We start from the raw sequence: 22,791 nt of genomic DNA on the forward strand, positions 1-22,791 counted from the left end.
CCCTCAGGTCTCGGAGCCCCTCGTTCCGCCCCGGGCTCAGGTGCGGCCGAAGCACCACATGCCGAGGATCACGAAGGCCGCTCCCATCGAGGTGGCGAACGTGATCGCCGCCCCCGGGGCCACCCCGTGCGCGACCGGAGCACGGTGCAGCGCACGTGTCCCGGTCCACAGCAGCAGTCCCGCGCCGAACAGCGTGAACGCCGTGCCGGCGAAGATGGCCGGTCCGCTCTCCATGGCCGTACCCCGTTCCCTCGTGGATGATCCCCTGGTTGCCCCGGGGCCGAGGCTGACACCTCCCGGCGTCGGGAGCGCGAATTGCGGGTGAACGACGCGGGCGACGCGCCGGGGGTTCACCCGCGCGGCGCCGGGAGGGCGGCGCGCGGGTTCCGGGGTGCGGGGTGCGGGGTGCGGGGCGGGGCGCCCGGGGCCGAGGGTCCGGGTGGCACGACGGGCCGGGGCGGGGCGGGGCGGGCCGGGCGCCCAGGGCGGTGGCGTCGATGTAGAGGAGGGCCACCTTCCGCCGGCCGCCGGACACGGCTCCGCACAGGGGGATGGCTGCGCCCGCGTACGGCACGGCTTCGCACCGGTGCGGAACGGCCGGCGGCTCCGCCGGCCCGGCGGCGCCGATGTTGGCCGGTTTCACGTCCCCCGGGTCACGCCTCCGCCGCCGGCTCCAGGAACCCCTCCTCCACCAGCAGCCGGATCGCCTGCGGCGTCCGGTCCCGCAGCATCACCGGGTCCTCGCCCATGAGCTGGGCGATGGCGTCCAGGATCCGCCCCGCGCTGAGCGTCCCGTCACACACGCCCGCGAAGCCCGCGCCCACCGCGTCCACCTTGGTGGCGCGACGCATGCCGCGGTTCTGCCGGAGCACCACGTGCTCCGGGTCCTCCGCGCCCGGCAGCCCGACCTGCTCCTGCATCACCTCGGGCGCCAGGACGAAGTGGTCGGCGAGCAGCGCCGCGTCGTCCCGCGACCGCAGGTAGTCCTGGCGCGCGAAGTGCGCCCGTACCGCCTCGCCGAGCGGCTGCTCGACCGGGTGCGGCCACTCCTCGACGACGATGGACGGCTCCTCGGCCCCCGACTTGCGGAGCGTGATCCAGCCGAAGCCGACCGCCCTGGTCTTGCGCTGCTCGAACTCGTCCAGCCACGCCTCGTACCGCTGCGCGTACCGCTCGGGGTCGTCGCGGTGGTCCCCGGCGTCCCGCAGCCACAACTCGGCGTACTGCGTGACGTCCTGCACCTCGCGCTGGACGATCCAGGCGTCGCAGCCGCGCGGGACCCAGGAGCGCAGCCGCTCCTGCCAGTCCTCGCCCTCCACGTGCTGCCAGTTGGCGAGGAACTGGGCGAACCCGCCCTCGTTCAGCCGCTCCCCCGCCCGCTGGACGAGCGACCGGCACAGGTCGTCCCCGCCCATCCCGCCGTCCCGGTAGGTCAGCCGGGCGCCGGGAGAGATCACGAACGGCGGGTTGGAGACGATCAGGTCGTACGTCTCCGACTCCACCGGCTCGAACAGCGAGCCCGTGCGCAGGTCCGCCTCCGGGGCCCCGGACAGCGCCAGGGTGAGCCGGGTGAACTCCAGCGCCCGAGGGTTGAGGTCCGTCGCCGTCACCCGGGTGGCGTGCTGGGCGGCGTGCAGGGCCTGGATGCCGGAGCCGGTGCCGAGGTCGAGGGCGGAGGCGACGGGCGTACGGACGGTGATGCCGGCGAGCGTGGTGGAGGCGCCGCCCACACCGAGGACGACACCCTCGCCGTGACCGCTCGCCCCGCCCGCGCCGCCGACGGCGCAGCCCAGGTCGGAGACGATGAACCAGTCCTGTCCCTCCGGGCCGCCGTACGGCCGGACGTCGACCGTGGCGCGGACCTCGCCGCCCTCGTCCACCACCCAGCCGTCGGCGAGCGCCTCGTCCAGGGGCAGCACGGCACGCGCCCCGTCGCGCGGCACGGGCTGCTGGAGGAGGAACAGGCGCACGAGGGTGGCGAGCGGTCCGTCCGCGCGGGTGGCGCGCAGGGCGGGGACCGTCTCGCTGCGGGCGAGCGCGGCGTAGGCGGGGGCGCCGAGCAGTTCGAGCAGGCCGTCGGCGGTGAAGTCGGCGGCGAGCAGGGCGTCGCGGAGGCGGTCGGCGCGGTCGGGCACCGGGAGGCTGGCGGTAAGACTGGTCGTACTCACCCGCCCATTGTGACCGCCGCCACTGACATTCGACGCGCGGCCCGGCCCCGAGACCACGGGAACCGGGCCGCCCGGTGGCTCAGCCGGAGGTCGGGCCCGCCGACGCCGAGGCGGGCGCCGGAGCGGACGCCTTGCCCGCGGCGGACGCGGAGGCCTTGCCCGCGGCGGACGCGGAGGCCTTGCCGGCGGACGGGGTGGACGCCTCGTCCGCCGAAGCGGAGGCCTCCGGGCCCGGCTTGGCGGGCGGGACGGCCGGCGACACCGACGCCTCGGCGCGGCGGCAGCCGGGCTGCTTGGCCATCGCCTGGCCGAGCTGGCCCGACTGGAGCTTGGCCAGCGCGTCCTGGTCCATCTTCTCGATCTTCTTCAGACCCTCGGCGACGCTCTGGAGGCCGTCGGCGAACTTCTGCTGGTTCTTCGGGTCCAGCGCGTCGACCTGCTTCTTGAGCCCCTCGTACGCCGCGGCCGTGGCGTTGAGTTCCTTGACGGCGTCCTGTTGGAGCTTCTCGCCGTTGTCCACGGGCGGTACGCCGGCGCCCTGCACCGCCTTGGCGAGCGCCTTGTCCGCGTCGGCGATGTCCTGGAAGGCCTTCGAGTCGGCGGCCTGGATGTCGGCGGGCTTGCCGTCGGCGGCCGTCGAGATGATGGTCTGCTGGGCGTTGGCCCGCTTCTGGATCTGCGGCTGGGCCTGGTCGCACACCTTCTTGGCCCAGGCGTCCACCTTGTTGTCGCCGCCTTCGTCGTCGCTGCATCCCGACAGTGCGAGCACCAGTACCGCACCGCCGGACAGTGCGGCCGCAAGCTTCTTGTTCACCGGATCGGTCCCTTCCAAGGCTCTCGGCCCCGGAACATACACGCCAAGTGGGCGACTTTCGCATGCCGTCTGACCGCTTCGTACGCTTTTACAACCATTTGCATCAGGAGAGAGAAGGGTCACCGGCGGGGTGATCGGGACCGCCGGACGGAGGGGCGGACGGGCGGACGGGGCGTCACCGCACCCCGCCCGCCCGCCCGGTGACCGGGTGTTACAGGGTCGCCGCCTTGCTGGGTACCCGCCCGGTGTCGTTGTCGTCCTCGTCGCCCATGGCGACCGTGCGGCGCTTGGACACGTAGACCGCGCCGATGATGACGACGATCGAGAGCGTCGCCACGACCGCCCGCACCGCGGCGCTGGCGTCGTCGCCGTAACTGAACTGGACCACCGCGGGGGCGATCAGCAGCGCGACCAGGTTCATCACCTTGAGCAAGGGGTTGATGGCCGGTCCGGCGGTGTCCTTGAACGGGTCGCCGACCGTGTCGCCGATGACCGTCGCGGCGTGCGCCTCGCTGCCCTTGCCGCCGTGGTGGCCGTCCTCGACGAGCTTCTTGGCGTTGTCCCAGGCGCCGCCGGAGTTGGCGAGGAAGACGGCCATCAGGGTGCCGGTGCCGATGGCGCCGGCGAGATACGACCCGAGAGCGCCCACCCCGAACGTGAAGCCGACGGCGATGGGCGCCATGACGGCGAGCAGGCCGGGCGTGGCCAGTTCGCGCAGGGCGTCCTTGGTACAGATGTCGACGACGCGCCCGTACTCCGGTTTCTCGCTGTAGTCCATGATCCCGGGGTGCTCGCGGAACTGCCGGCGCACCTCGTAGACCACCGCTCCGGCCGACCGCGACACCGCGTTGATCGCCAGCCCGGAGAAGAGGAAGACGACCGCGGCCCCGAGGATCAGTCCGACCAGGTTGTTGGGCTGGGAGATGTCCATGCTCAGGTTCATCTCGCCGGCCCTGGCCCCCACGTCCCGCACGGCGGTGGCGATGGCGTCCCGGTACGAGCCGAAGAGCGCGGCCGCCGCCAGGACGGCCGTGGCGATGGCGATGCCCTTGGTGATCGCCTTGGTGGTGTTGCCGACGGCGTCGAGGTCGGTGAGGACCTGGGCGCCGGCGCCCTCGACGTCACCGGACATCTCGGCGATGCCCTGGGCGTTGTCCGAGACCGGGCCGAAGGTGTCCATGGCGACGATCACGCCGACCGTGGTGAGCAGGCCGGTGCCCGCCAGGGCGACGGCGAACAGCGCCAGCGTGATCGAGGTGCCGCCGAGCAGGAACGCCCCGTACACCGAGAGGCCGATGAGCAGCGCGGTGTAGACGGCGGACTCCAGGCCGATGGAGATGCCGGCGAGGATGACCGTGGCGGGACCGGTCAGCGAGGACTTCCCGATGTCCCGGACCGGGCGGCGGGTGGTCTCCGTGAAGTAGCCGGTCAGTTGCTGGATCAGGGCGGCCAGCACGATGCCGATGGCCACCGCCACCAGCGCCAGGACGCGGGGATCGCCGCCGTGGGACGTGATGGCGGCCTCGGTGACGCCTTCGAGGGAGGCGTACGAGGAGGGCAGGTAGGCGAAGACCGCGACGGCGACCAGGGCGAGCGAGATCACCGCGGAAATGAAGAACCCCCGGTTGATCGCCGACATCCCGCTGCGGTCGGCGCGCCGCGGGGCGACCGCGAAGATGCCGATCATCGCGGTGACCACGCCGATCGCCGGCACGATCAGGGGGAAGACGAGACCGAGGTCCCCGAACGCCGCCTTGCCGAGGATGAGCGCGGCGACCAGGGTCACGGCGTAGGACTCGAAGAGGTCGGCGGCCATGCCGGCGCAGTCGCCGACGTTGTCCCCGACGTTGTCGGCGATGGTGGCGGCGTTGCGCGGGTCGTCCTCGGGGATGCCCTGCTCCACCTTGCCGACGAGGTCGGCGCCGACGTCGGCGGCCTTGGTGAAGATGCCGCCGCCGACACGCATGAACATCGCGATGAGCGCGGCGCCGAGTCCGAAGCCCTCGAGCACCTTGGGGGCGTCGGCGGCGTACACGAGGACGACGCAGGAGGCGCCGAGCAGGCCGAGGCCCACCGTGAACATGCCGACCACGCCGCCCGTCCGGAAAGCGATCTTCATTGCTTTGTGGGAGACGGTCGTCAGGTCCTTCTGCGGTTCTCCGGGAGCCGGAGTGGCCTCCCGCGCGGCCGCCGCGACCCGCACATTGGCCCTGACGGCCAGCCGCATGCCGATGTATCCGGTGACCGCCGAGAAAAGGGCACCCACCAGGAAGAACAATGATCGTCCGGCGCGCTGCGACCAGTTGTCCGCGGGCAGCAGCAGGAGCAGGAAGAACACGACGACCGCGAAGATTCCGAGCGTGCGCAGTTGCCGGGCCAGATAGGCGTTGGCGCCTTCCTGGACGGCTGCCGCGATCTTCTTCATCGCGGTGGTGCCCTCACCGGCCGCCAGTACCTGGCGTACGAGCAGCTGGGCGACGATCAGGGCGGCCAGGGCCACGGCCGCGATGACGGCCACGATGATCCGGTTGTCATCGGTGAGGACCGCGGCCGCGAGAGAAGTCGGGTGGTCGGACACTTGTGTATGGAAGAGCCCCGCCATTCGTCCTCCTTGACGTCAGAAGAGCTCACGACAGCTCAAGACGTGGACGGATTGTAGGGAGCAGAACCTGATCAAAACAGAGCGCCGTAGAACACAATTGACCTTCGCTTGCCGGTCGGCAAATGCACGGTGCACTAAATCCACTCGAAAGCAGTAATGACTTTAGCCCATTGCCGCTCGGCGCGTTGATCTAGGAAAAGGAAAGAGGCCCTGCTCAGCAGGGCCTCTCATTTCGCCGGTGGCGGGGTCAGGGCAGCAGCGGGGCGGGGTTCGTCGGCCACGTCATCCGGATGACGCCACCCGCCTCCCCGGCCGACACCTCGACATCGTCGACGAGCCCGGTGATCACGGCGAGGCCCATCTCGTCCTCGCCCTCGGCGTCGTCGAACTCCTCGACCGGAGCGCCCTCACGGCTTCCCGGCACCCCGGCGGCGTCGGCGGCGGCGACCCCGGCGCCCGGGACCTCGTCACCGACCTCGATGGAGAACGTCTTCTCCTCCTCGTTCAGCACGACCCGGATCGGGGAGGAAACGTCGTTGCTCCGGTGCAGTCCGACGGCACGGGAGCAGGCCTCGCCGACGGCGAGCCGGACCTCGTCCAGCACGGCTTCGTCGACCCCGGCCCGGCGCGCCACGGCGGCCGCCACCAGACGGGCGGTCCTGACATGCTCGGGCTGGGCGCTGAAGCGGAGTTCAACGATGGCCATGCGGTCCCCCTCGGACGTGCGAGCTGCCTTTCAGGGCCGGGCCGGCGCCCGGCACCCTGCTCTTCCTCCGGAATCCTCCGGTCCGCCGGAGCACCCGGCCGACCGCGGCCCCCGCCCGGTCTCCCGGCGTCGGCCGGGCCGGACGGCCCACCGGGGCCCGGGGGAGCCCCGGCCGGTGTCGGTGACCGAACCGGGCCGGACCGGACCGGCGACCCTGACCGAAGCCCGGACCCGAGGCCCGGGTGGGGCACCGCGGCCGGGTGGAGCCGGTCGGCGCCGACTGGGCCGAACGGGTCGGTCCCGGAGCAGAACCGGGCCGGCGCGGCGACTCAGTCGGTGGCCGCGACGGCCTCGTCGACCGTGGTGTGGATCGGGAACACCTTGGTGAGACCGGTGATCCGGAAAATCTTGAGGATGCGCTCCTGGTTGCAGACCAGGCGCAGCGATCCCTCATGCGCGCGCACGCGCTTCAGGCCGCCCACCAGCACGCCGAGGCCGGTCGAGTCGAGGAAGTCCACACCCTCCATGTCGACGACCAGGTGGTAGCTGCCGTCGTTCACCAACTCGACCAACTGCTCGCGCAGCTTGGGCGCGGTATACACATCAATCTCGCCACCGACCTCGACGACCGTTCGGTCGCCACCAGGGCCGGACACATTGCGAGTCGACAGGGACAGGTCCACGGATCCTCCAGCACCTTGCTATCGAGCGGTCGCCCCTCGGAATCTCCGGACGGAGCCAGGGGACGGATCGCCAGCCGCGATGGCATTCAATCACTTACCAGCAGCCATGCACGACGCCTTGGGAGCATTGTCCGTCACGCCGGTGACACACTCGGTGCCGATGGCCATGAATCACCGCCCCAGTCGACCACCCGAGAGCGGGGACACCCGCCCCTCCCCCGGTGCGGTCCTCGACCGGCTCGCCTCGGGGGCGAACCGGGCTGCGCGCATCACTCATACGGAGCACCTGCCCCCAAGAGCGGGTCGGCATGCAGTCTGGCCCGATCGCATCCGCCCAGAAGTGATCAACGCCATCCATTCGGCGGGCATCGAGCACCCCTGGGCCCACCAGGCGGCCGCCGCCGAGCACGCGCTGGACGGCGAGTCGGTGGTCATCGCGACGGGCACCGCGTCCGGCAAGTCCCTCGCCTATCTGGCGCCGGTGCTGTCCACCCTGCTGGACGGGTCGGAGGCCGCCAACGGCCGCGGCGCCACCGCCCTGTACCTCTCCCCCACCAAGGCCCTCGCCGCCGACCAGCGCCGCTCGGTCAAGGCCCTCGCCGCGCCGCTGGGCAACCGGATCCGTCCGGCCGTGTACGACGGCGACACGCCGGTCGAGGAACGCGAATGGATCCGCCAGTACGCGAACTACGTACTGACCAACCCCGACATGCTGCACCGGGGCATCCTCCCCTCCCACCCCCGCTGGTCCTCCTTCCTGCGTGCGCTGCGGTACGTGGTCATCGACGAGTGCCACACCTACCGGGGCGTCTTCGGGTCCCACGTCGCCCAGGTGCTGCGCCGGCTGCGGCGCCTCTGCGCCCGCTACGGCTCCTCGCCCGTCTTCCTCCTCGCCTCCGCCACCGCCGCCCGGCCGTCCCTCGCCGCCGGGAGGCTGACCGGCCTGCCCGTACACGAGGTCGCCGACGACGCGTCGCCGCGCGGGGAGCTGGTATTCGCCCTGTGGGAGCCGCCGCTCACCGACCTCCAGGGCGAGCAGGGCGCCCCGGTCCGCCGCACCGCCACCGCGGAGACCGCCGACCTGCTGACGGACCTGACCGTCCAGGGCGTGCGGTCGGTGGCCTTCGTGCGCTCCCGGCGCGGGGCGGAGCTGATCTCGGTCATCGCCAAGGAGCGGCTCGCGGAGGTCGACCGGTCGCTGCCCGCCCGGGTCGCCGCCTACCGGGGCGGCTACCTGCCCGAGGAGCGACGGGCCCTGGAGCGTGCCCTGCACTCGGGTGAACTGCTCGGGCTGGCCGCGACGACCGCCCTCGAGCTGGGCATCGACGTGTCGGGGCTGGACGCCGTGGTGATCGCCGGGTACCCCGGCACCCGGGCCTCGCTGTGGCAGCAGGCCGGCCGCGCCGGGCGCTCCGGGCAGGGGGCGCTCGCGGTGCTGGTGGCCCGGGACGACCCGCTGGACACCTTCCTCGTCCACCACCCGGACGCGCTGTTCCGCCAGCCGGTCGAGTCGACCGTCCTGGACCCGGACAACCCGTACGTCCTGGCCCCCCACCTGTGCGCGGCGGCGGCGGAACTTCCCCTGACCGACGCCGACGTGGCCCTGTTCGGCCCGGCCGTCCCGGAGCTGCTGCCGCAGCTGGAGGCGGCCGGGCTGCTGCGGCGGCGCGCGTCCGGCTGGTACTGGACCCGCCGGGAGCGGGCCGCCGACCTGACCGACATCCGGGGGGAGGGCGGCAGCCCCGTACGGATCGTCGAGGCCGGCACGGGACGGCTGCTCGGCACGGTCGACGAGTCGGCCGCCCACGCCTCCGTCCACGAGGGTGCCGTCCACCTCCACATGGGCCGCACCTACCTGGTCCGGGAACTGGACCTGAAGGACTCGGTGGCCCTCGTCGAGGAGGCAGCACCGCCGTACTCGACCACCGCCCGCGACACCACCGCCATCTCCGTGCTGGAGACCGACACCGAGGTCCCCTGGGGCGACGGGCGCCTGTGCTACGGCTCCGTCGAGGTCACCAACCAAGTCGTCTCCTTCCTCCGCCGCCGCCTGATCACCGGCGAGGTGCTCGGCGAGACGAAGCTCGACCTGCCGCCGCGCACCCTGCGCACCCGCGCCGTGTGGTGGACCGTCACGGAGGACCAGCTCGACGCCGCCCGGGTGAACCCGGAGCAGCTGGGCGGCGCCCTGCACGCGGCCGAGCACGCGTCCATCGGCCTGCTGCCGCTCTTCGCCACCTGCGACCGCTGGGACATCGGCGGGGTGTCCGTGCCGCTCCACCCCGACACGCTGCTGCCGACGGTCTTCGTGTACGACGGCCACCCGGGCGGCGCCGGGTTCGCCGAGCGCGCCTTCCACACGGCCCGCGAGTGGCTCACCGCCACCCGGGACGCCATCGCGGCCTGCGAGTGCGAGGCGGGCTGCCCCTCCTGCATCCAGTCGCCCAAGTGCGGCAACGGCAACGATCCGCTGCACAAGCGGGGCGCCGTCCGGCTCCTCACGGAACTGCTGCGGGGAGCCCCGGAAGCGCCCCCGGAGGACCCGCCCTCGCCCTGACGCCCGGCGCGTACGGTCCGAACCGGGCCCGGGCCGTCACGTCCGCGATCTCCCCGCTGAGGCGGCACCGCACCAGTTCCGCCCCCTGGGCCCGGGCCACCCGGTCCGCCGCCCGGCACGCCTCGGCCGGGCCCCGCAGCGCCCGGTCCGCCGCGGCGAGCGCCGCCAGGTCGGCGGCGCCGCCCGCCCGGTGCCGGGCCGCCACCGCCTGCCCCAGCGCGAGGACCACGCCGAACACCGCGCACAGCACCGTGGCCGCCATCGCCACCCAGACCGTGGCGGCCCCGCGGTCCGCACCGGCCCGGCCCCGGCCCGCCGTCGGTGGCGAGCCGGGGGCCGTGCCGCTCACGGCGCCACCCCCACGGTGTCCTCCGCCGCCGCGGCCGCCTGGGCCCTCAGCGTCAGCCGGAGCGCCCCGGGGCCGGGCGCCGGCGCCTCCACCCGCACCCGCCACAGGTCTCCGGACCGCTCCACCGCGACCCGGGCGCCTCCCGGGGCGGCCGCCCGGGCCGCCGCCACCGCCTGCGCGGGCGGCTCGGAACGGGCCGCCGCCCGGGCGCCCGCCCGCGCCGCGTCGACGCACTGGATCTGGGCGGCGGCCGCCATCAGGGCCCATACGAGGGCCATGGTGAACAGCACCAGCGCCGGAAGCACGGTGGCCGCCTCGGCCGTCACCGACCCGCGGTCACCACCGCGCTCAGAACGGGGCATCGAGCGCCCTCCCGATCAGGGACTGGAGCCCGCCCGACACGGCGTCACTCGTCACGATCTTGTAGAGCACGGCCGCGAAGGCGCACGCGGCGAGCGTCCCCATCGCGTACTCGGCGGTCGTCATCCCGGCCTCGCCCCGCGCCCGAGCCCCGCGCACCCGGGCCCTCAGAACCCTGACCATCCGCTGTCCCATGCCAACCCCCATGTTTCTCGGTTCTTGTCGATTCGTCACAGAAGCTCCGTCGCCAGGCCGATGACCACCGGAGCCACCCCGACCGCGAGGAACGCGGGCAGGAAGCACAGCCCCACCGGAGCGGTGATCAGCACCTGCGCCCGCTGTGCGCGGGCCGTGGCCCGGCGCGCCCGGTCCGCCCGTATCCCCGCGGCCAGCCGGGCGACCGATTCCGCCGCCGGAGCGCCGGAGGCACTCGCCCGTTCGAGGCAGCGAGCCAGCGGCCCGGCGCCCGGTGTCGCACCGAACCGGCCCCAGACCTCGCCCGGTTCGCCGCCCAGGCGCAGCTCCGCCGCCGCCACCGCCAGCCGTTCCCCGACCGGACCGCCCAGGGACTCCCCCACCGCCTGCGCCGCCCCATGCGGTCCCGCCCCGGCCGACAGGCACGCGGCCAGCAGGTCCGCCGCCTGCGGGAGCCCGCGCGTCACCTCCGCGTTCCCGTCCCCGGCCGGGCGCGGGCGGCGCTGCCACGCCCGTACGCCGTACGCGGCGGCGGCTCCGACGGCGCACCCGGCGAGGCCGCCGACCAGGATCCAGCCGCCGACCGCGGCCCCCGCCGGTGCCGCCCACCGCCGCGCCCACACCCCGCACGCCGACCGCCGGAGCCCGCGCCGCTCGTCCGCGGCGCCCAGCAGCGCGGCGATCCGCCGGCGCGCCCGCTCCTCCCGGTGCCGCACCAGGACCGTCCAGGCCGGCCAGGACACCCCGGCCGTCAGCAGCAGGGCCACCCCCAGGGCGGGAAGGAACGGCCCGCTCACGGCTCCTCCCCGGCCCGCACGATCCGCCCGGCCCACCACAGGCCCAGCGTCTCCAGCACCCCGCCCACGGCGAGGCACCCGAGGCCCGCCGGGGTGTGGAACAGCACCCGCAGCGGATCGGCGCCGAGCGCCCAGCCCATCGCCAGACCCACCGCCGGCAGCAGCGCCAGCAGCCCCACCGTCGCCCAGGCACCGGCCAACTCGGCCCGCAGCCGCTCCCGCTGGTCGCGCGCCTCGCGAAGCGCCGCCTCCAACCGGTCCAGGCCCGCCGCGAGCCCCGCGCCGCCGTCCACGGCCACCTGCCAGCAGGCCGCCAGCCCGGCCAGCCCGTCCGCACCGTCCTCCCGCGCGGCCCGCCGCAGCGCCTCCGGCACGTCACCGCCGAACCGCGCCGCCGCCAGGACCGCCGCCTCCTCCTCGCCCAGCGCCCCGGTGGTGCGCGCCGCCCAGAGCAGCGCCTGCCCGGGCTGCCACCCGGCCCGCAACTCACCGGCCACCGCGCCGCACAGCGCGATCACCGCGTCCGCCCGCCGGTCCCGGGCACGGGCCCGCTCCCGGGCCCGCAGCCGCCGCCCCACCAGCGGTACGGCACACGCCCCGCCGGCCAGCGGCAGCAGCGACTCCCCCAGGAGCGCCAGGACCACCGCCGGCACCAGGCACAGCCACTCCCGCCGCGCCCGTACGACGGGCGCCCACCGCCGCCAGGACCAGGCCCCGGGGACAGGCGCGCCACCACCACCCGCGAACAGCAGCCCGGCCCGGCGCGGCCCTTGGCGCCGCTCCAGCACCAGCCAGGCCGCCGCCCCCGCGCACACCGCCGCGTACACCGGCTGTCCCGTCACCACCGCACACCCCCGATCAGCGACCGCAGCCGCTCCCAGCCCCGCTCGTACCGGAAGCCCTCGGCCGCCCACCGCAGCGCGGGGACCGTGACGACCAGTCCGCTTCCGTCCCGCTCCAGCACGTGCACCTCGGCGAGGCGGCGACGGCCGGTCCCGTCCCGGGCCAGATGGACCACCACGGACAGCCCCGCCGCCACCTGGCTGTGCAGCGCCGCCCGGTCGAGCCCCGCGACCGTCCCCAGCGCCTCCAGGCGCGCCGGCACATCGGCCGCCGTGTTCGCGTGCACCGTCCCGCAACCGCCCTCGTGTCCGGTGTTCAGCGCGGCCAGGAGATCCAGCACCTCGGAGCCGCGCACCTCGCCCACGACCAGCCGGTCGGGGCGCATCCGCAGCGCCTGGCGCACCAGGTCCCGGAGCGTCACCCGGCCCGCGCCCTCCTGGTTCGGCGGCCGTGCCTCCAGCCGCACCACATGGGGGTGGTCGGGCCGCAACTCCGCCGAGTCCTCGGCCAGGACGATCCGCTCGCGCTCGCCCACCAGCCCCAGCAGGGTGGACAGCAGCGTCGTCTTCCCGGACCCGGTGCCGCCGCTGACCAGGTACGACACCCGGGCCTCGACCAGCGCGCGAAGGAGCACGTCGCCGCCCGGCGGTACCGTCCCGGCGGCGGTCAGCTCCGCCAGGGAGAACGCCCGGGGCCTCACCACCCGCAGCGACAGGCACGTCGAGCCGACCGCCACCGGTGGCAGCACCGCGTGCATCCGCGTGCCGTCCGGCAGCCGGGCGTCCACCCACGGCCGGGCGTCGTCCAGCCGTCGCCCCGCCCCGGCCGCCAGCCGCTGCGCCAGTCTGCGCACCGCGGCCGCGTCCCGGAACGCCACGCCCGACAGTTCGAGGCCCGCGCCCCGGTCCACCCACACCCGGTCCGGTGCCGACACGAGGACGTCCGTCACCGCCGGGTCGGCGAGCAGCGGCTCCAGCGGGCCGGTGCCCACCAGCTCGCCCCGCAGTTCCTCCGCGGCACCGAGGACCTCGGCGTCCCCCAGCAGCCGTCCCTGGGCCCGCAGCGCGGCCGCCACACCGGCCGGTGTCGGATCCGTACCGCTCTCCACGAGCCGCTGCCGGACGGCCTCCAGCAGTCCCGCCGTCATGAGGTGCTCCCCTCGGCCGGCACCCGCTCCGGCACCCGCTCCCAGAAGGCCGTGCAGAACCGTCCGAGCGGGCCCCTGGTGCTGTCGCCGGGCGGGTCACCGGCGTCGAGGGCCGCCATCAGGCCGGGGTCCAGCGGCAGTTCCCCGGCGAGCGGCAGGCCCAGCACGTCCGCGATCCACCGGTCGTCGACCCCGGCGGCGTACGGGCCGCGCACCACCACCCGCAGGTCGCGCAGCACGGCCCCCGCGGCGGCGGCGACCCGCCTGGCGCCCGCCACGGCCCGCAGTTCGGCGGGGACGACGAGCAGTCCGAGGTCGAGCTGCGCCAGCGCCTCGGCAGTGGCCCCGTCGCCCGTGCGCGGCAGGTCCACGACCACCGCGCCGCCCCGTCTGCGCGCCGCCGCCAGCACCGAACGCATCGCCTCCGGCGGGATCGTCACCGGCTCGCCCCGGTCCCAGCTCAGGACGCGCAGTCCGTGCAGAGAGGGCAGCGACTCCTCCAGCGCCCCGCCGGCGACCCGTCCTCTGGCGGCGGCGAGATCCGGCCACCGCAGCCCTTCGGCCCGCTCGCCGCCCAGCAGGACGTCGAGCCCTCCGCCCAGGGGATCGCCGTCCACGAGCACGGTCCGTCGGCCGCCGCGGGCCGCCGCGAGGGCCAGCGCGCAGGCCAGGGTGGACGCACCGGCGCCACCGCGCCCGCCGATCACGCCGACGGTCAGCGCCTGCCGGCCGGCGCCCTCGACCACATCGGCGATCCGGTCGACGAGCCAGCCCTCGGCCTCGGGAAGCCGCAGGACGCAGTCCGCCCCGATCTCCACCGCCCGCCGCCACACACCGGGATCGTCCTGGTCACGCCCGACGAGCAGCACGTCCCGCCGACGGGACGTGCCCCGGCAGCGGGCGGCCGCGTCGTCGCCCACCAGCACCAGTGGTGCGGCCTCCCAGGCCGCTCCCCGCTCGGGTACCGAGTGGTACACCTCCGGGTGGGCACCCGCCGCTGCGCACAGCCGCAGCAGGTCGTCCAGGAGCTCCGCGTCCTCGGTCACGATCAGTGGTCCGGCCCGCCGCCGCTCGATGGTGTCCGTCCGGTCGGACGTGATGGATCCAGCCATGTTCTCCGCCCCTCTCCCCTGTCTCCTCCGCGCCGGCTTCCGCCATGCCCGTGGCCGCCGGCGGTCGCACGGGACCGCCGGCGGTCGCTCCGTGATCCGGTGCGATCGGTCGGATCCGTACGGCACGGTCATTCGTGCGACTCCGCCGGATGCCCGCGCGCCGCATTTCCGGCCCGCGCGCCCACGCTCTTCGCTCTTCCCGGACCGCCCTCCGGCGGTCGACGCACGCACCGCGATGCCTCGGCGCCGCGGCACTCGACGGGAGATCCGTGATTCCTTCGCGCCGCGGACTTCGCGACCGGAATCACGGTGGACGACTTCCGGAAAAAAAGTGGATCTTGCTCTAAAACTGTGGACAACTCACCGGTTGTGAATATCCCGTTCGCCCATACCGGCGACTTCCGGAGAGCAGCGCATCCGCTACGCTGAGTGACGAAACGAGGGCGTACCGAGCGCCTCACGGAGACGAGGGAGGGCGGGGCCGATGATCGGTGCCGGCCGCCGGGGGCGGGCCAAAACGCGTCCGGACATGCGACGACCCCCGCCGGGGGGGAGAGCGGGGGTCGTCTCTCCGGCCGACTCGGGGGGGGAGGAGCCGGACCGGGTTAGCACGGTCGCGAACGATCCGTGACTTCCATGGTGTACCCGAGAGGCTTCTCAGGCAAACCCACACGCCCCAGCGTACGCCGAATGGCGGGCACCTATGCTCAGGCTCGTGGAAAACCACTCCTTGCCGCGCACAGCAGCCTTCTTTGACCTGGACAAGACGGTCATTGCGAAGTCATCGACCTTGACCTTCAGCAAGTCCTTCTACCAAGGCGGTCTGATCAACCGCCGCGCAGTACTGCGGACTGCCTACATCCAGTTCGTCTTCCTGGCCGGTGGCGCCGACCACGAACAGATGGAGCGGATGCGGGAGTACCTCTCCGCGCTCTGCAAGGGCTGGAACGTCCAGCAGGTCAAGGAGCTGGTCGCCGAGACCCTGCACGACCTGATCGACCCGATCATCTACGACGAGGCGGCGTCCCTCATCGAGGAGCACCACGCCGCCGGCCGGGACGTCGTGATCGTCTCCACCTCCGGCGCCGAAGTCGTCGAACCCATCGGCGAGCTGCTCGGAGCCGACCGGGTCGTGGCGACGCGGATGGTCGTCGGCGACGACGGCTGCTTCACCGGGGAGGTGGAGTACTACGCCTACGGCCCCACGAAGGCGGAGGCCATCAGGGAGCTGGCGGAGACGGAGGGGTACGACCTCTCCCGCTGCTACGCGTACAGCGACTCCGCCACCGACCTGCCCATGCTGGAGGCCGTCGGGCACCCGTACACGGTCAATCCCGACCGCGCCCTGCGCCGTGAGGCGGCCGCACGGGATTGGCCGGTTCTGGTCTTCGACCGCCCGGTCCGGCTGAAGCAGCGCCTGCCCGCCTTCCGGATGCCGCCCCGTCCGGCGCTCGTGGCAGCGGCAGCGGTGGGCGCGGCGGCCGCCACGGCGGGGCTGGTCTGGTACGCCAGCCGGCGACGGCAGTCCGCCTGATGCCGCGCGTCGGCCGGCCGGTCGACGCGCGGCATACACAAGACATAAGAAGACATGGATACCGGTCGGATTGCGCTCAGATCCGGAATATAACGGTCATCCGGCCCTGACAAGTAAAAAGTGGAGCGAGGGCTTTCGCATCCTCCCGGACGGGAGTACAAAGGACTTAACGGCCCGCGAGACCAAGGACATCCGAAAGGATCACCTGTTGAGCAAGAAGGCCCCACGGACCGAACAGCACGAAAGCTGAGCACCCACGCGACGTCGACCCGTCGATTACGGGCCAGCCGCACCAGGCGTCGGGCAAAGTCCCCGCCTGATGGGCATATATCGAGGACGCATGGTAACTCGGCGGACGTGCCAGCGGCGGTACCGCCTTGCGGTACCGCCGCAACCCTGTACGGGTGTCCATCCCGCCGGGACGCCGGGCCCGGCCCGCCTCCGCCCCCGGCGCTACGCCGCTCCGCGCTGGAGCGCCTCGCACACGGCCGTCGACTCCCGGACGCCGAGTTCGACCGCGCGCCCGCAGTGCGCGATCCACGCCGCCATGCCGTCCGGAGTACCGGACAGATAGCCCTCGAACGCCGCGACGTAGGCGGCGCGCCCCTGCTCGGCATGGCCGACCTCGGCCGGGCAGATCGCCTTGGGGTCCAGACCGCTGCCGATGAGCACGATGCGCTCGGCCGCCCGCGCCACCAGTCCGCTGTACGAGGTGAAGGGCCGCAGCGCCAGCAGCTCGCCGTGCACCACGGCGGCCGTCACCAGCGCAGGGGCGGAGCTGCCCGCGACGATCAGGTCCGCCAGGCCCTCAAGACGGCCCGCGACCTCGGTGGCGTCCGGCAGCGGAGCCTCGATCAGCGGCTCGTGGACGAGCTCGCCTTCCCGCCGGGGCCGCCCCACCGCATCCGCCGGCGAGTCCACGCCGGCCGTACCGGCCCCCGGCGCCGGCGAGGCACCGGCCGGCCGTCCCGGGTCGCCCGCCGCCACCAGGTGCAGCCGCGCCAGCACCCGCATCGGCGACTGCCGCCAAATGGACAGCAACTGCCCCGCCTCGGCACTCAGACGCAGCGCGGCACCGACGGTCCGCGCCTCCTCGTCGGCGCCGAAGTCGGTACGACGGCGGACCTCCTCCAGCGCCCAGTCGGCGCCGGACAGGGCCGCCGAGGCACGCGCGCCCCGCAGCGCCGCCTCGGAGGTCACCTCATGGCCACGGCGCCGCATCACACGGTGCCCGTAGACCCGGTCGACGGCCTTGCGAACGGAGTCCACGGCATCGGGCACACCGGGCAGCGCCCCCAGCGCGACCAGGGGGTCAGCGGGATTCGTACTCATAGGTAGCGAGGCTACGCGCCCGGCACCCGGCCCCCACCTTGGAGTGGCGTTCCTCATACCCGATCGCGACAACCGGCGATCGCGCCACTACTGCCCGCTACGCTATCTGAACATGAAGATCGCTTTCGTAGGGAAGGGCGGCAGCGGGAAGACCACGCTGTCCTCGCTCTTCATCCGCCATCTCGTCGCCAATGAGGTTCCGGTCCTCGCGGTGGACGCCGACATCAACCAGCACCTCGGGGCCGCCCTCGGTCTCGGGGAGGAGGAAGCCGCCGCGCTGCCGGCGATGGGAGCGCACCTGCCGCTGATCAAGGAGTACTTGCGCGGCAGCAACCCCCGCATCCCCTCCCCCGAGACGATGATCAAGACGACCCCGCCCGGGGAGGGGTCGCGGCTGCTGCGCGTCTGCGAGGACAACCCGGTCTACGACGCGTGCGCCCGCCCGGTGCACCTGGACGACGGCACGATCAGGCTGATGGCGACCGGACCGTTCACCGAGGCCGACCTCGGGGTCGCCTGCTACCACTCCAAGGTCGGTGCGGTGGAGCTCTGCCTCAACCACCTGGTCGACGGGCCCGACGAGTACCTCGTGGTCGACATGACGGCCGGCAGCGACTCGTTCGCGTCCGGGATGTTCACCCGCTTCGACATGACCTTTCTGGTGGCCGAGCCGACCCGGAAGGGCGTCTCCGTCTACCGCCAGTACAAGGAGTACGCGCGCGACTTCGGCGTCGAGCTGCGGGTCGTCGGCAACAAGGTGCAGGGCAGGGAGGACGTCGACTTCCTCCGCGAGGAGATCGGCGACGACCTGCTCGTCACGGTCGGCCACTCCGACTGGGTCCGGTCCATGGAGAAGGGCCGCCCCGCGCGCTTCGAACTGCTGGAGGCGGAGAACCGGATGGCGCTCCAGTCGTTGCAGAACGCCGCCGACGACTCCTACCGGCACCGCGACTGGGAGCGGTACACGCGCCAGATGGTGCACTTCCACCTGAAGAACGCGGAGAGCTGGGGCAACGCGAAGACGGGGGCCGACCTGGCCGCGCAGGTCGACCCCGGCTTCGTCCTCGGTGAGGGGCTCGGCGCCGTTCAGCCCGCCTGACGGCGGGTGACGGCCCCGGCGGGGGCGCCCGCCGGGGCCTGCGACGGGGCGCCGGGCGAGGCGGCGGTGACCGGCCGGGCGGCGAGGAAGGCCGCCCAGCCGTCCTTCGGCGCCTCGCCCACCTTCAGGGTGCGCAGTTTGGCCAGGACGGTCGGGTCCTGCGCGTCGAGCCAGTCCGCCAGCTGCCGGAACGACACGCAGCGCACCTCGCTGCGGACGCAGACCTGCGCGATCGTCTCCTCGATGGCGCGCATGTAGGTGCCGCCGTTCCAGGATTCGAAGTGGTTGCCGATGATCAGCGGAGCGCGGTTGCCGTTGTAGGCGCGGTCGAAGGCCTGGAGCATCCCGTCCCGGAACTGGTTGCCCCAGAACCGGTGCATGGAGGGATCGCCCTTGGTCGTCCTCGACTGGTTGACCAGGAAGTTGTAGTCCATCGACAAGGTTTCGAAGGCCCGCCCCGGGACGGGGATCATCTGGAGCGAGAGGTCCCACAGACCCCGCTCCTTCCCGGGCCAGACCTGGTTGCTGACGCCGCTCGTGTCGTACCGCCAGCCGAGTTCGCTCGCGGCGCGGACGAAGTTGTCCCGGCCCTCCAGGCAGGGGGTACGGGCGCCGATGAGCTCCGTGTCGTAGTCGAACGGCAGCGGCTTCTCCGTCGCCAGGCCCGCGTTCGTCCTCCAGTGCTTGACGAAGGACTTGGCCTGGGAGATCTCGCTCTTCCAGTCCTCGACCGACCAGGTGCCGACGCCGCTCTCCGGGCCGCAGAAGTGGCCGTTGAAGTGCGTGCCGATCTCATTGCCCTCCTGCCAGGCGCCGCGCAGTTCGCGGACGGTGGCACGGATGCCCTCGGTGTCGTTGAAGCCGATGTCGGAGCGGCCGGGGGCATGGCCGGGCGGGTTGTAGAGCGTCGACTTCTCCTCCGGCAGCAGATAGACCCCGCTGAGGAAGTACGTCATCGTCGCGCCGTACTTCTTGCCCACCCCGCGGAAGTGGGAGAAGAGCTTCTGGCTGTCCTCACCGGCTCCGTCCCAGGAGAAGACGACGAACTGGGGCGGCTTCTCACCGGGCTTGAGGCGCTCGGGCTTGCGCAGTCCGGGCTGGGCGCCGGTGTAGGCGGTCGAGCCGTCGCCGATGAGGCGGACCACGCTCTTGGGCGGCCCCACCCGCTTGGGGCCGGCCGCGCCCCGGGTGTCGTCGTCGGCGCCGGAGCATCCGGCCAGACCCGCCGCCAGCGCGACCGCCACTCCGGCCGCGACGGCGATCGCCCCGACCGGACGCCCACCCGGAAGGGACGCTCGCCGGACGACCCCGTGCCGGTGCCGGACGGACCCGCCGGGAACGACCCCACCCGGTACGCCCCCGCCCGGGGCGTCCCCGAGGGGGGCGCCGTCCGTGCCGGGCCGCGCGGCGGCTCCGCGCCGGGCGGCGTTCCGGAGGGAGGTCAGGCGCCGGGCGGCGCTGATGCGGGCGGCGAGCCCGTGCGTGGCGGTCTTCTTCGTGGCGGCCATCTTCCGCCCACCCTTCTCGTGGTCCGCGGAGGTCTCTGCTGCGAGCGCCGTCAACGTCGCACCACGGAAGGCGGTGTGAAGATACGACAAGCCGTACTAGAACGACTAATCGCTGAATCGGGTGAAACTTTGCCCCTTATGCATCGAAAATAATGCCGGAGTCTTTACGTTCCATTACGATCTGTTTACAGAGAGTTGGCACACTCCCGCCGCTGCACGCCGTGACCCACGGCCGCGACCCCACGTTCGTTCGATCCGCACGTACCGCGACCGCGCCGCCCCGGAGGAGACGGGAATCCCCATGACTGCCTGCACCCCGGCCCGCACGAACCAGACCGGCCACCGTGACCGCCCCGGCCGGGCGTTCCGCGCCGCCGTGAGGCCCCGCTCGAAGCGACCGCACAGCCCGCCCCCGGGCGGGGGCGGCCGACGGTTCCGCGTGGCGGGGGCCGACGTCTCCGCCTCCATCGCCGTGTTCCTCATCGCCCTGCCGCTCTCCCTCGGCATCGCGCTCGCCACCGGCGCCCCCCTCCAGGCAGGTCTGGTGGCGGCCGCGGTCGGCGGTGTGGTCGCCGGCCGGCTCGGCGGCTCACCGCTCCAGGTCAGCGGCCCCGCCGCGGGGCTGACCCTGGTCACCGCCGAGCTCATCCAGAAGTACGGCTGGCGCACCACCTGCGCCATCACCGTCCTGGCCGGGCTCGCCCAACTCGCGCTGTCCGCCCTGCGGGTGGCGCGCTCGGCCCTGGTGGTGTCCCCGGCGATCGTGCACGGCATGGTGGCCGGCATCGGCGTCACCATCGCCCTCGCCCAGCTCCATGTCGTGCTCGGCGGTACGCCGCAGAGCTCCGCCGTGGACAACTTCCTGGGCCTGCCCTCCCAGTTGGCCGACCTGCACACCGCCGCGGTGTCGGTGAGCGCCGTGACCGTCGTGGTGCTGCTGGTGTGGCCCAGGCTCCCCGGGCGGGCCGGCCGGGGACTGCGGAAGATCCCGGCGGCGCTCGTCGCGGTGGCCGCCGCGACCGTCCTGGCCGTCGCCGCCGGGGTCGGCGTCCCCCGGGTCGACCTGCCCTCCTGGAGCAGTCACGCGCTCCCCGGGCTGCCGGAAGGCCCCGCCCTCGGCATCGCCACCGGTGTCCTGACCATCACGCTCGTCACCAGCGTCCAGTCGCTGCTGTCGGCCGTGGCCGTCGACAAGCTGGTGGCCGCCCGCAAGGACGTCACGGTCCACGTCCCCCGCTCCAACCTCGACCGGGAGCTGGCGGGACAGGGCGCGGCCAACATCGTGTCCGGCGCGCTCGGCGGGCTGCCGGTCGCGGGCGTCGCCGTGCGGAGCGTGGCCAACGTGTCCGCGGGCGCGGTGAGCCGGCACTCCACGATGCTGCACGGCCTGTGGGTGGTGCTGGCCGCCCTCGTCCTCGTACCCGTCCTGGATCTGATCCCGCTGCCGGCGCTCGCCGCGCTGGTCATGGTCATCGGCATCCAGATGGTCAGCATCACCCACATCCGCAGCGTCACCCGCCACCGCGAGGTGCTGGTCTACGCGACGACCATCTCCGGCGTCGTCCTGATCGGCATCCTGGAGGGCGTGGCTCTCGGCATCGCCATGGCCAGCGGGGTGGCCATGCAGCGCCTGACCAGGACCCGGATCACCAGGGAGACCAAGGGGGATGTCGAGCACATCCGGGTGCGGGGCCAGTTGACCTTCCTGGCCGTACCCCGGCTGACCCGGGCGCTGCACCAGATCCCCCAGGGGGCGAACGTGGTCGTGGAGCTGGACGGCTCGTTCATGGACCACGCGGCGTACGAAACCCTCCAGGACTGGCAGACGTCCCACGCCGCGCGGGGCGGGCGGGTCGAGATGACCGGACGCACCGGGGTCAGGATCGCGGAACCCGGCGCGGGCGCGCACGCCTGCTGCCGCCCCTGGACGCCCTGGCGCAACCACCACTGCGGGGAGCACCCCGCGGCCGAGCCCGAGCAGGAGGCGAGGGGCCAGGCGGAGAGCCGGGTGAACGGGCATCAGCTCGCCAGCGGACTCAGCTCGTTCCAGCGCAACACCGCCCCCCTGGTCCGTGACGAGCTGGCCCGGCTCGCGCGGGAGGGCCAACGGCCGTCGCAGCTCTTCCTGACCTGCGCCGACTCCCGGCTGGTCACCAGCATGATCACGGCGAGCGGCCCGGGGGACCTGTTCACCGTGCGCAACGTCGGCAATCTGGTGCCCCTGCCGGGTGCGGAGAGCGGGGACGACTCGGTGGCGGCCGCGATCGAGTACGCGGTGGAGGTCCTGCGCGTGCAGTCCATCACCGTGTGCGGGCACTCGGGCTGCGGGGCGATGCAGGCCCTGCTGAGCGGCGGTCCCGACGCGGCGCAGACGCCACTGCGGCGCTGGCTGCGCCACGGGGTGCCGAGCCTGGAGCGGATGCGCAGCGCGCCCTCCACGTGGGCCCGGCTGTCCGGCGGCCCTTCCGGCGACAGCGCGGGGCGGCCGCCCGTCGACGCGACCGAGCAGCTCTGCCTGACCAATGTGGTCCAGCAGCTGGAGCACCTGAAGGCCCATGACGCCGTGGCCCGCCGGCTCGCCGAGGGCTCGCTGGAGCTGCACGGCATGTACTTCCACGTCGGTGAGGCACAGGCGTACCTCCTGGACGAGGACGGGAACCGGGGCGGGGACACCGGCCGCGACCGGGGCGCGGACGGGCACGGGAGCAGGGACGGCGATGGGGACGGGGAGGCGCGGGGCGACGGTGCCGTCTTCCACTGGGTGGCCCCCTCCGCCCACCCCCAGCCCACCCGTGCCTCGTACCCGACCTCCCCCATGAACCCCGACTCCCCGGAAACCCCCTCCGGACTCGCGGGCGCCTCCCACGCCGCGCCCAAGGAGGGAGCACCCGCCTGACCGCGTGCCCGCGGCGCGGCCGGGACCGGGCGCGGACGGGACCGGGGCGCGTGAACCGACCGGGGCGCGTGAACCGACCGGGGGCCGGG

The 22,791-nt window shown here is 73.6% G+C and carries 19 protein-coding genes; 4 read left to right on the forward strand and 15 right to left on the reverse strand.

Annotated features, from left to right (window positions below; genetic code table 11):
* Positions 1 to 36: 36 nt before the first annotated feature.
* The 6 genes from ACF068_RS19125 to ACF068_RS19150 all read right to left on the reverse strand — a co-directional run bounded on the left by ACF068_RS19125 (position 37) and on the right by ACF068_RS19150 (position 6,973).
* Positions 37 to 234, reverse strand: coding sequence for a hypothetical protein (locus tag ACF068_RS19125; protein ID WP_392275424.1), 198 nt, complete (start codon positions 232 to 234; stop codon positions 37 to 39).
* A gap of 419 nt (positions 235 to 653) precedes the next feature.
* Positions 654 to 2,168: a methyltransferase gene (locus ACF068_RS19130; protein WP_392275425.1), complete on the reverse strand. Its 1,515-nt coding sequence runs from the start codon at positions 2,166 to 2,168 to the stop codon at positions 654 to 656.
* Positions 2,169 to 2,247: 79 nt separating this feature from the next.
* Positions 2,248 to 2,982, reverse strand: a complete 735-nt coding sequence (locus ACF068_RS19135; protein ID WP_392275426.1) for a small secreted protein — start codon at positions 2,980 to 2,982, stop codon at positions 2,248 to 2,250.
* Positions 2,983 to 3,193: 211 nt separating this feature from the next.
* Positions 3,194 to 5,584: a sodium-translocating pyrophosphatase gene (locus ACF068_RS19140; RefSeq protein ID WP_392275427.1), complete on the reverse strand. Its 2,391-nt coding sequence runs from the start codon at positions 5,582 to 5,584 to the stop codon at positions 3,194 to 3,196.
* Positions 5,585 to 5,831: 247 nt separating this feature from the next.
* Entirely contained in the window at positions 5,832 to 6,290 is a 459-nt protein-coding gene (locus ACF068_RS19145) for an ATP-binding protein (RefSeq protein ID WP_392275428.1), read from the reverse strand.
* A gap of 329 nt (positions 6,291 to 6,619) precedes the next feature.
* Positions 6,620 to 6,973 carry an STAS domain-containing protein gene (locus ACF068_RS19150; protein ID WP_003967428.1) on the reverse strand — a complete coding sequence of 118 codons (354 nt, stop codon included), beginning with the start codon at positions 6,971 to 6,973 and terminating at the stop codon, positions 6,620 to 6,622.
* A gap of 79 nt (positions 6,974 to 7,052) precedes the next feature.
* Here ACF068_RS19150 and ACF068_RS19155 point away from each other — a divergent pair, with 79 nt between their 5' ends.
* Positions 7,053 to 9,530, forward strand: coding sequence for a DEAD/DEAH box helicase (locus tag ACF068_RS19155; RefSeq protein WP_392275429.1), 2,478 nt, complete (start codon positions 7,053 to 7,055; stop codon positions 9,528 to 9,530).
* Here the strand turns inward: ACF068_RS19155 and ACF068_RS19160 are convergent.
* From ACF068_RS19160 to ssd, 7 genes are all read right to left on the reverse strand, one after another.
* A complete protein-coding gene (locus ACF068_RS19160; protein ID WP_392275430.1) occupies positions 9,472 to 9,879 on the reverse strand; it encodes an Rv3654c family TadE-like protein in 408 nt (135 codons plus the stop codon). The two genes, ACF068_RS19155 and ACF068_RS19160, sit on opposite strands and share 59 nt — an antisense overlap.
* Positions 9,876 to 10,241, reverse strand: a complete 366-nt coding sequence (locus tag ACF068_RS19165; RefSeq protein ID WP_392275431.1) for a TadE family type IV pilus minor pilin — start codon at positions 10,239 to 10,241, stop codon at positions 9,876 to 9,878. The genes ACF068_RS19160 and ACF068_RS19165 overlap by 4 nt, the downstream gene beginning before the upstream one ends.
* The gene (locus ACF068_RS19170; RefSeq protein WP_392275432.1) at positions 10,228 to 10,365 is read right to left on the reverse strand and encodes a DUF4244 domain-containing protein; all 138 of its coding nucleotides are present in this window, start codon (positions 10,363 to 10,365) and stop codon (positions 10,228 to 10,230) included. The genes ACF068_RS19165 and ACF068_RS19170 overlap by 14 nt, the downstream gene beginning before the upstream one ends.
* Positions 10,366 to 10,469: 104 nt before the next feature.
* A complete protein-coding gene (locus ACF068_RS19175) occupies positions 10,470 to 11,231 on the reverse strand; it encodes a type II secretion system F family protein (RefSeq protein ID WP_392275433.1) in 762 nt (253 codons plus the stop codon).
* Positions 11,228 to 12,073 (reverse strand): type II secretion system F family protein, encoded by an 846-nt coding sequence (locus ACF068_RS19180; RefSeq protein ID WP_392275434.1) that lies wholly within the window; start codon positions 12,071 to 12,073, stop codon positions 11,228 to 11,230. Before ACF068_RS19180 ends, ACF068_RS19175 begins: the two co-directional genes overlap by 4 nt.
* Complete coding sequence (locus tag ACF068_RS19185) at positions 12,070 to 13,221, reverse strand: TadA family conjugal transfer-associated ATPase (RefSeq protein WP_392275435.1); 1,152 nt, start codon at positions 13,219 to 13,221, stop codon at positions 12,070 to 12,072. Before ACF068_RS19185 ends, ACF068_RS19180 begins: the two co-directional genes overlap by 4 nt.
* Positions 13,218 to 14,333 carry a septum site-determining protein Ssd gene (gene ssd, locus ACF068_RS19190; protein WP_392275436.1) on the reverse strand — a complete coding sequence of 372 codons (1,116 nt, stop codon included), beginning with the start codon at positions 14,331 to 14,333 and terminating at the stop codon, positions 13,218 to 13,220. Before ssd ends, ACF068_RS19185 begins: the two co-directional genes overlap by 4 nt.
* A gap of 703 nt (positions 14,334 to 15,036) precedes the next feature.
* Here ssd and ACF068_RS19195 point away from each other — a divergent pair.
* Positions 15,037 to 15,867: an HAD family hydrolase gene (locus ACF068_RS19195; protein ID WP_392275437.1), complete on the forward strand. Its 831-nt coding sequence runs from the start codon at positions 15,037 to 15,039 to the stop codon at positions 15,865 to 15,867.
* Positions 15,868 to 16,320: 453 nt separating this feature from the next.
* Here ACF068_RS19195 and ACF068_RS19200 read toward each other — a convergent pair whose 3' ends face one another.
* Positions 16,321 to 17,199 carry an oxidoreductase gene (locus ACF068_RS19200; protein ID WP_392275438.1) on the reverse strand — a complete coding sequence of 293 codons (879 nt, stop codon included), beginning with the start codon at positions 17,197 to 17,199 and terminating at the stop codon, positions 16,321 to 16,323.
* A 112-nt stretch (positions 17,200 to 17,311) separates the two neighbouring features.
* Here ACF068_RS19200 and ACF068_RS19205 point away from each other — a divergent pair, with 112 nt between their 5' ends.
* Positions 17,312 to 18,298, forward strand: a complete 987-nt coding sequence (locus ACF068_RS19205) for an ATP-binding protein (RefSeq protein WP_392275439.1) — start codon at positions 17,312 to 17,314, stop codon at positions 18,296 to 18,298.
* Here the strand turns inward: ACF068_RS19205 and ACF068_RS19210 are convergent.
* Entirely contained in the window at positions 18,286 to 19,806 is a 1,521-nt protein-coding gene (locus tag ACF068_RS19210) for a hypothetical protein (RefSeq protein ID WP_392275440.1), read from the reverse strand. The genes ACF068_RS19205 and ACF068_RS19210 overlap by 13 nt on opposite strands.
* Before the next feature lie 301 nt (positions 19,807 to 20,107).
* Here ACF068_RS19210 and ACF068_RS19215 point away from each other — a divergent pair, with 301 nt between their 5' ends.
* Complete coding sequence (locus tag ACF068_RS19215; protein WP_392275441.1) at positions 20,108 to 22,702, forward strand: bifunctional SulP family inorganic anion transporter/carbonic anhydrase; 2,595 nt, start codon at positions 20,108 to 20,110, stop codon at positions 22,700 to 22,702.
* Positions 22,703 to 22,791 lie beyond the last annotated feature (89 nt).

This window comes from Streptomyces sp. NPDC016309, from assembly GCF_043077235.1.
Classification (GTDB): domain Bacteria; phylum Actinomycetota; class Actinomycetes; order Streptomycetales; family Streptomycetaceae; genus Streptomyces.

What these genes read in the sequence shown, in the direction of transcription:
- ACF068_RS19125 (WP_392275424.1), bottom strand. Translation starts at nt 234, where the DNA reads ATGGAGAGCGGACCGGCCATCTTCGCCGGCACGGCGTTCACGCTGTTC.
- ACF068_RS19140 (WP_392275427.1), bottom strand. Translation starts at nt 5,584, where the DNA reads ATGGCGGGGCTCTTCCATACACAAGTGTCCGACCACCCGACTTCTCTC.
- ACF068_RS19145 (WP_392275428.1), bottom strand. Translation starts at nt 6,290, where the DNA reads ATGGCCATCGTTGAACTCCGCTTCAGCGCCCAGCCCGAGCATGTCAGG.
- ACF068_RS19155 (WP_392275429.1), top strand. Translation starts at nt 7,053, where the DNA reads ATGGCATTCAATCACTTACCAGCAGCCATGCACGACGCCTTGGGAGCA.
- ACF068_RS19165 (WP_392275431.1), bottom strand. Translation starts at nt 10,241, where the DNA reads ATGCCCCGTTCTGAGCGCGGTGGTGACCGCGGGTCGGTGACGGCCGAG.
- ACF068_RS19170 (WP_392275432.1), bottom strand. Translation starts at nt 10,365, where the DNA reads ATGACGACCGCCGAGTACGCGATGGGGACGCTCGCCGCGTGCGCCTTC.
- ACF068_RS19185 (WP_392275435.1), bottom strand. Translation starts at nt 13,221, where the DNA reads ATGACGGCGGGACTGCTGGAGGCCGTCCGGCAGCGGCTCGTGGAGAGC.
- ssd (WP_392275436.1), bottom strand. Translation starts at nt 14,333, where the DNA reads ATGGCTGGATCCATCACGTCCGACCGGACGGACACCATCGAGCGGCGG.
- ACF068_RS19195 (WP_392275437.1), top strand. Translation starts at nt 15,037, where the DNA reads ATGCTCAGGCTCGTGGAAAACCACTCCTTGCCGCGCACAGCAGCCTTC.
- ACF068_RS19200 (WP_392275438.1), bottom strand. Translation starts at nt 17,199, where the DNA reads ATGAGTACGAATCCCGCTGACCCCCTGGTCGCGCTGGGGGCGCTGCCC.
- ACF068_RS19205 (WP_392275439.1), top strand. Translation starts at nt 17,312, where the DNA reads ATGAAGATCGCTTTCGTAGGGAAGGGCGGCAGCGGGAAGACCACGCTG.
- ACF068_RS19210 (WP_392275440.1), bottom strand. Translation starts at nt 19,806, where the DNA reads ATGGCCGCCACGAAGAAGACCGCCACGCACGGGCTCGCCGCCCGCATC.
- ACF068_RS19215 (WP_392275441.1), top strand. Translation starts at nt 20,108, where the DNA reads ATGACTGCCTGCACCCCGGCCCGCACGAACCAGACCGGCCACCGTGAC.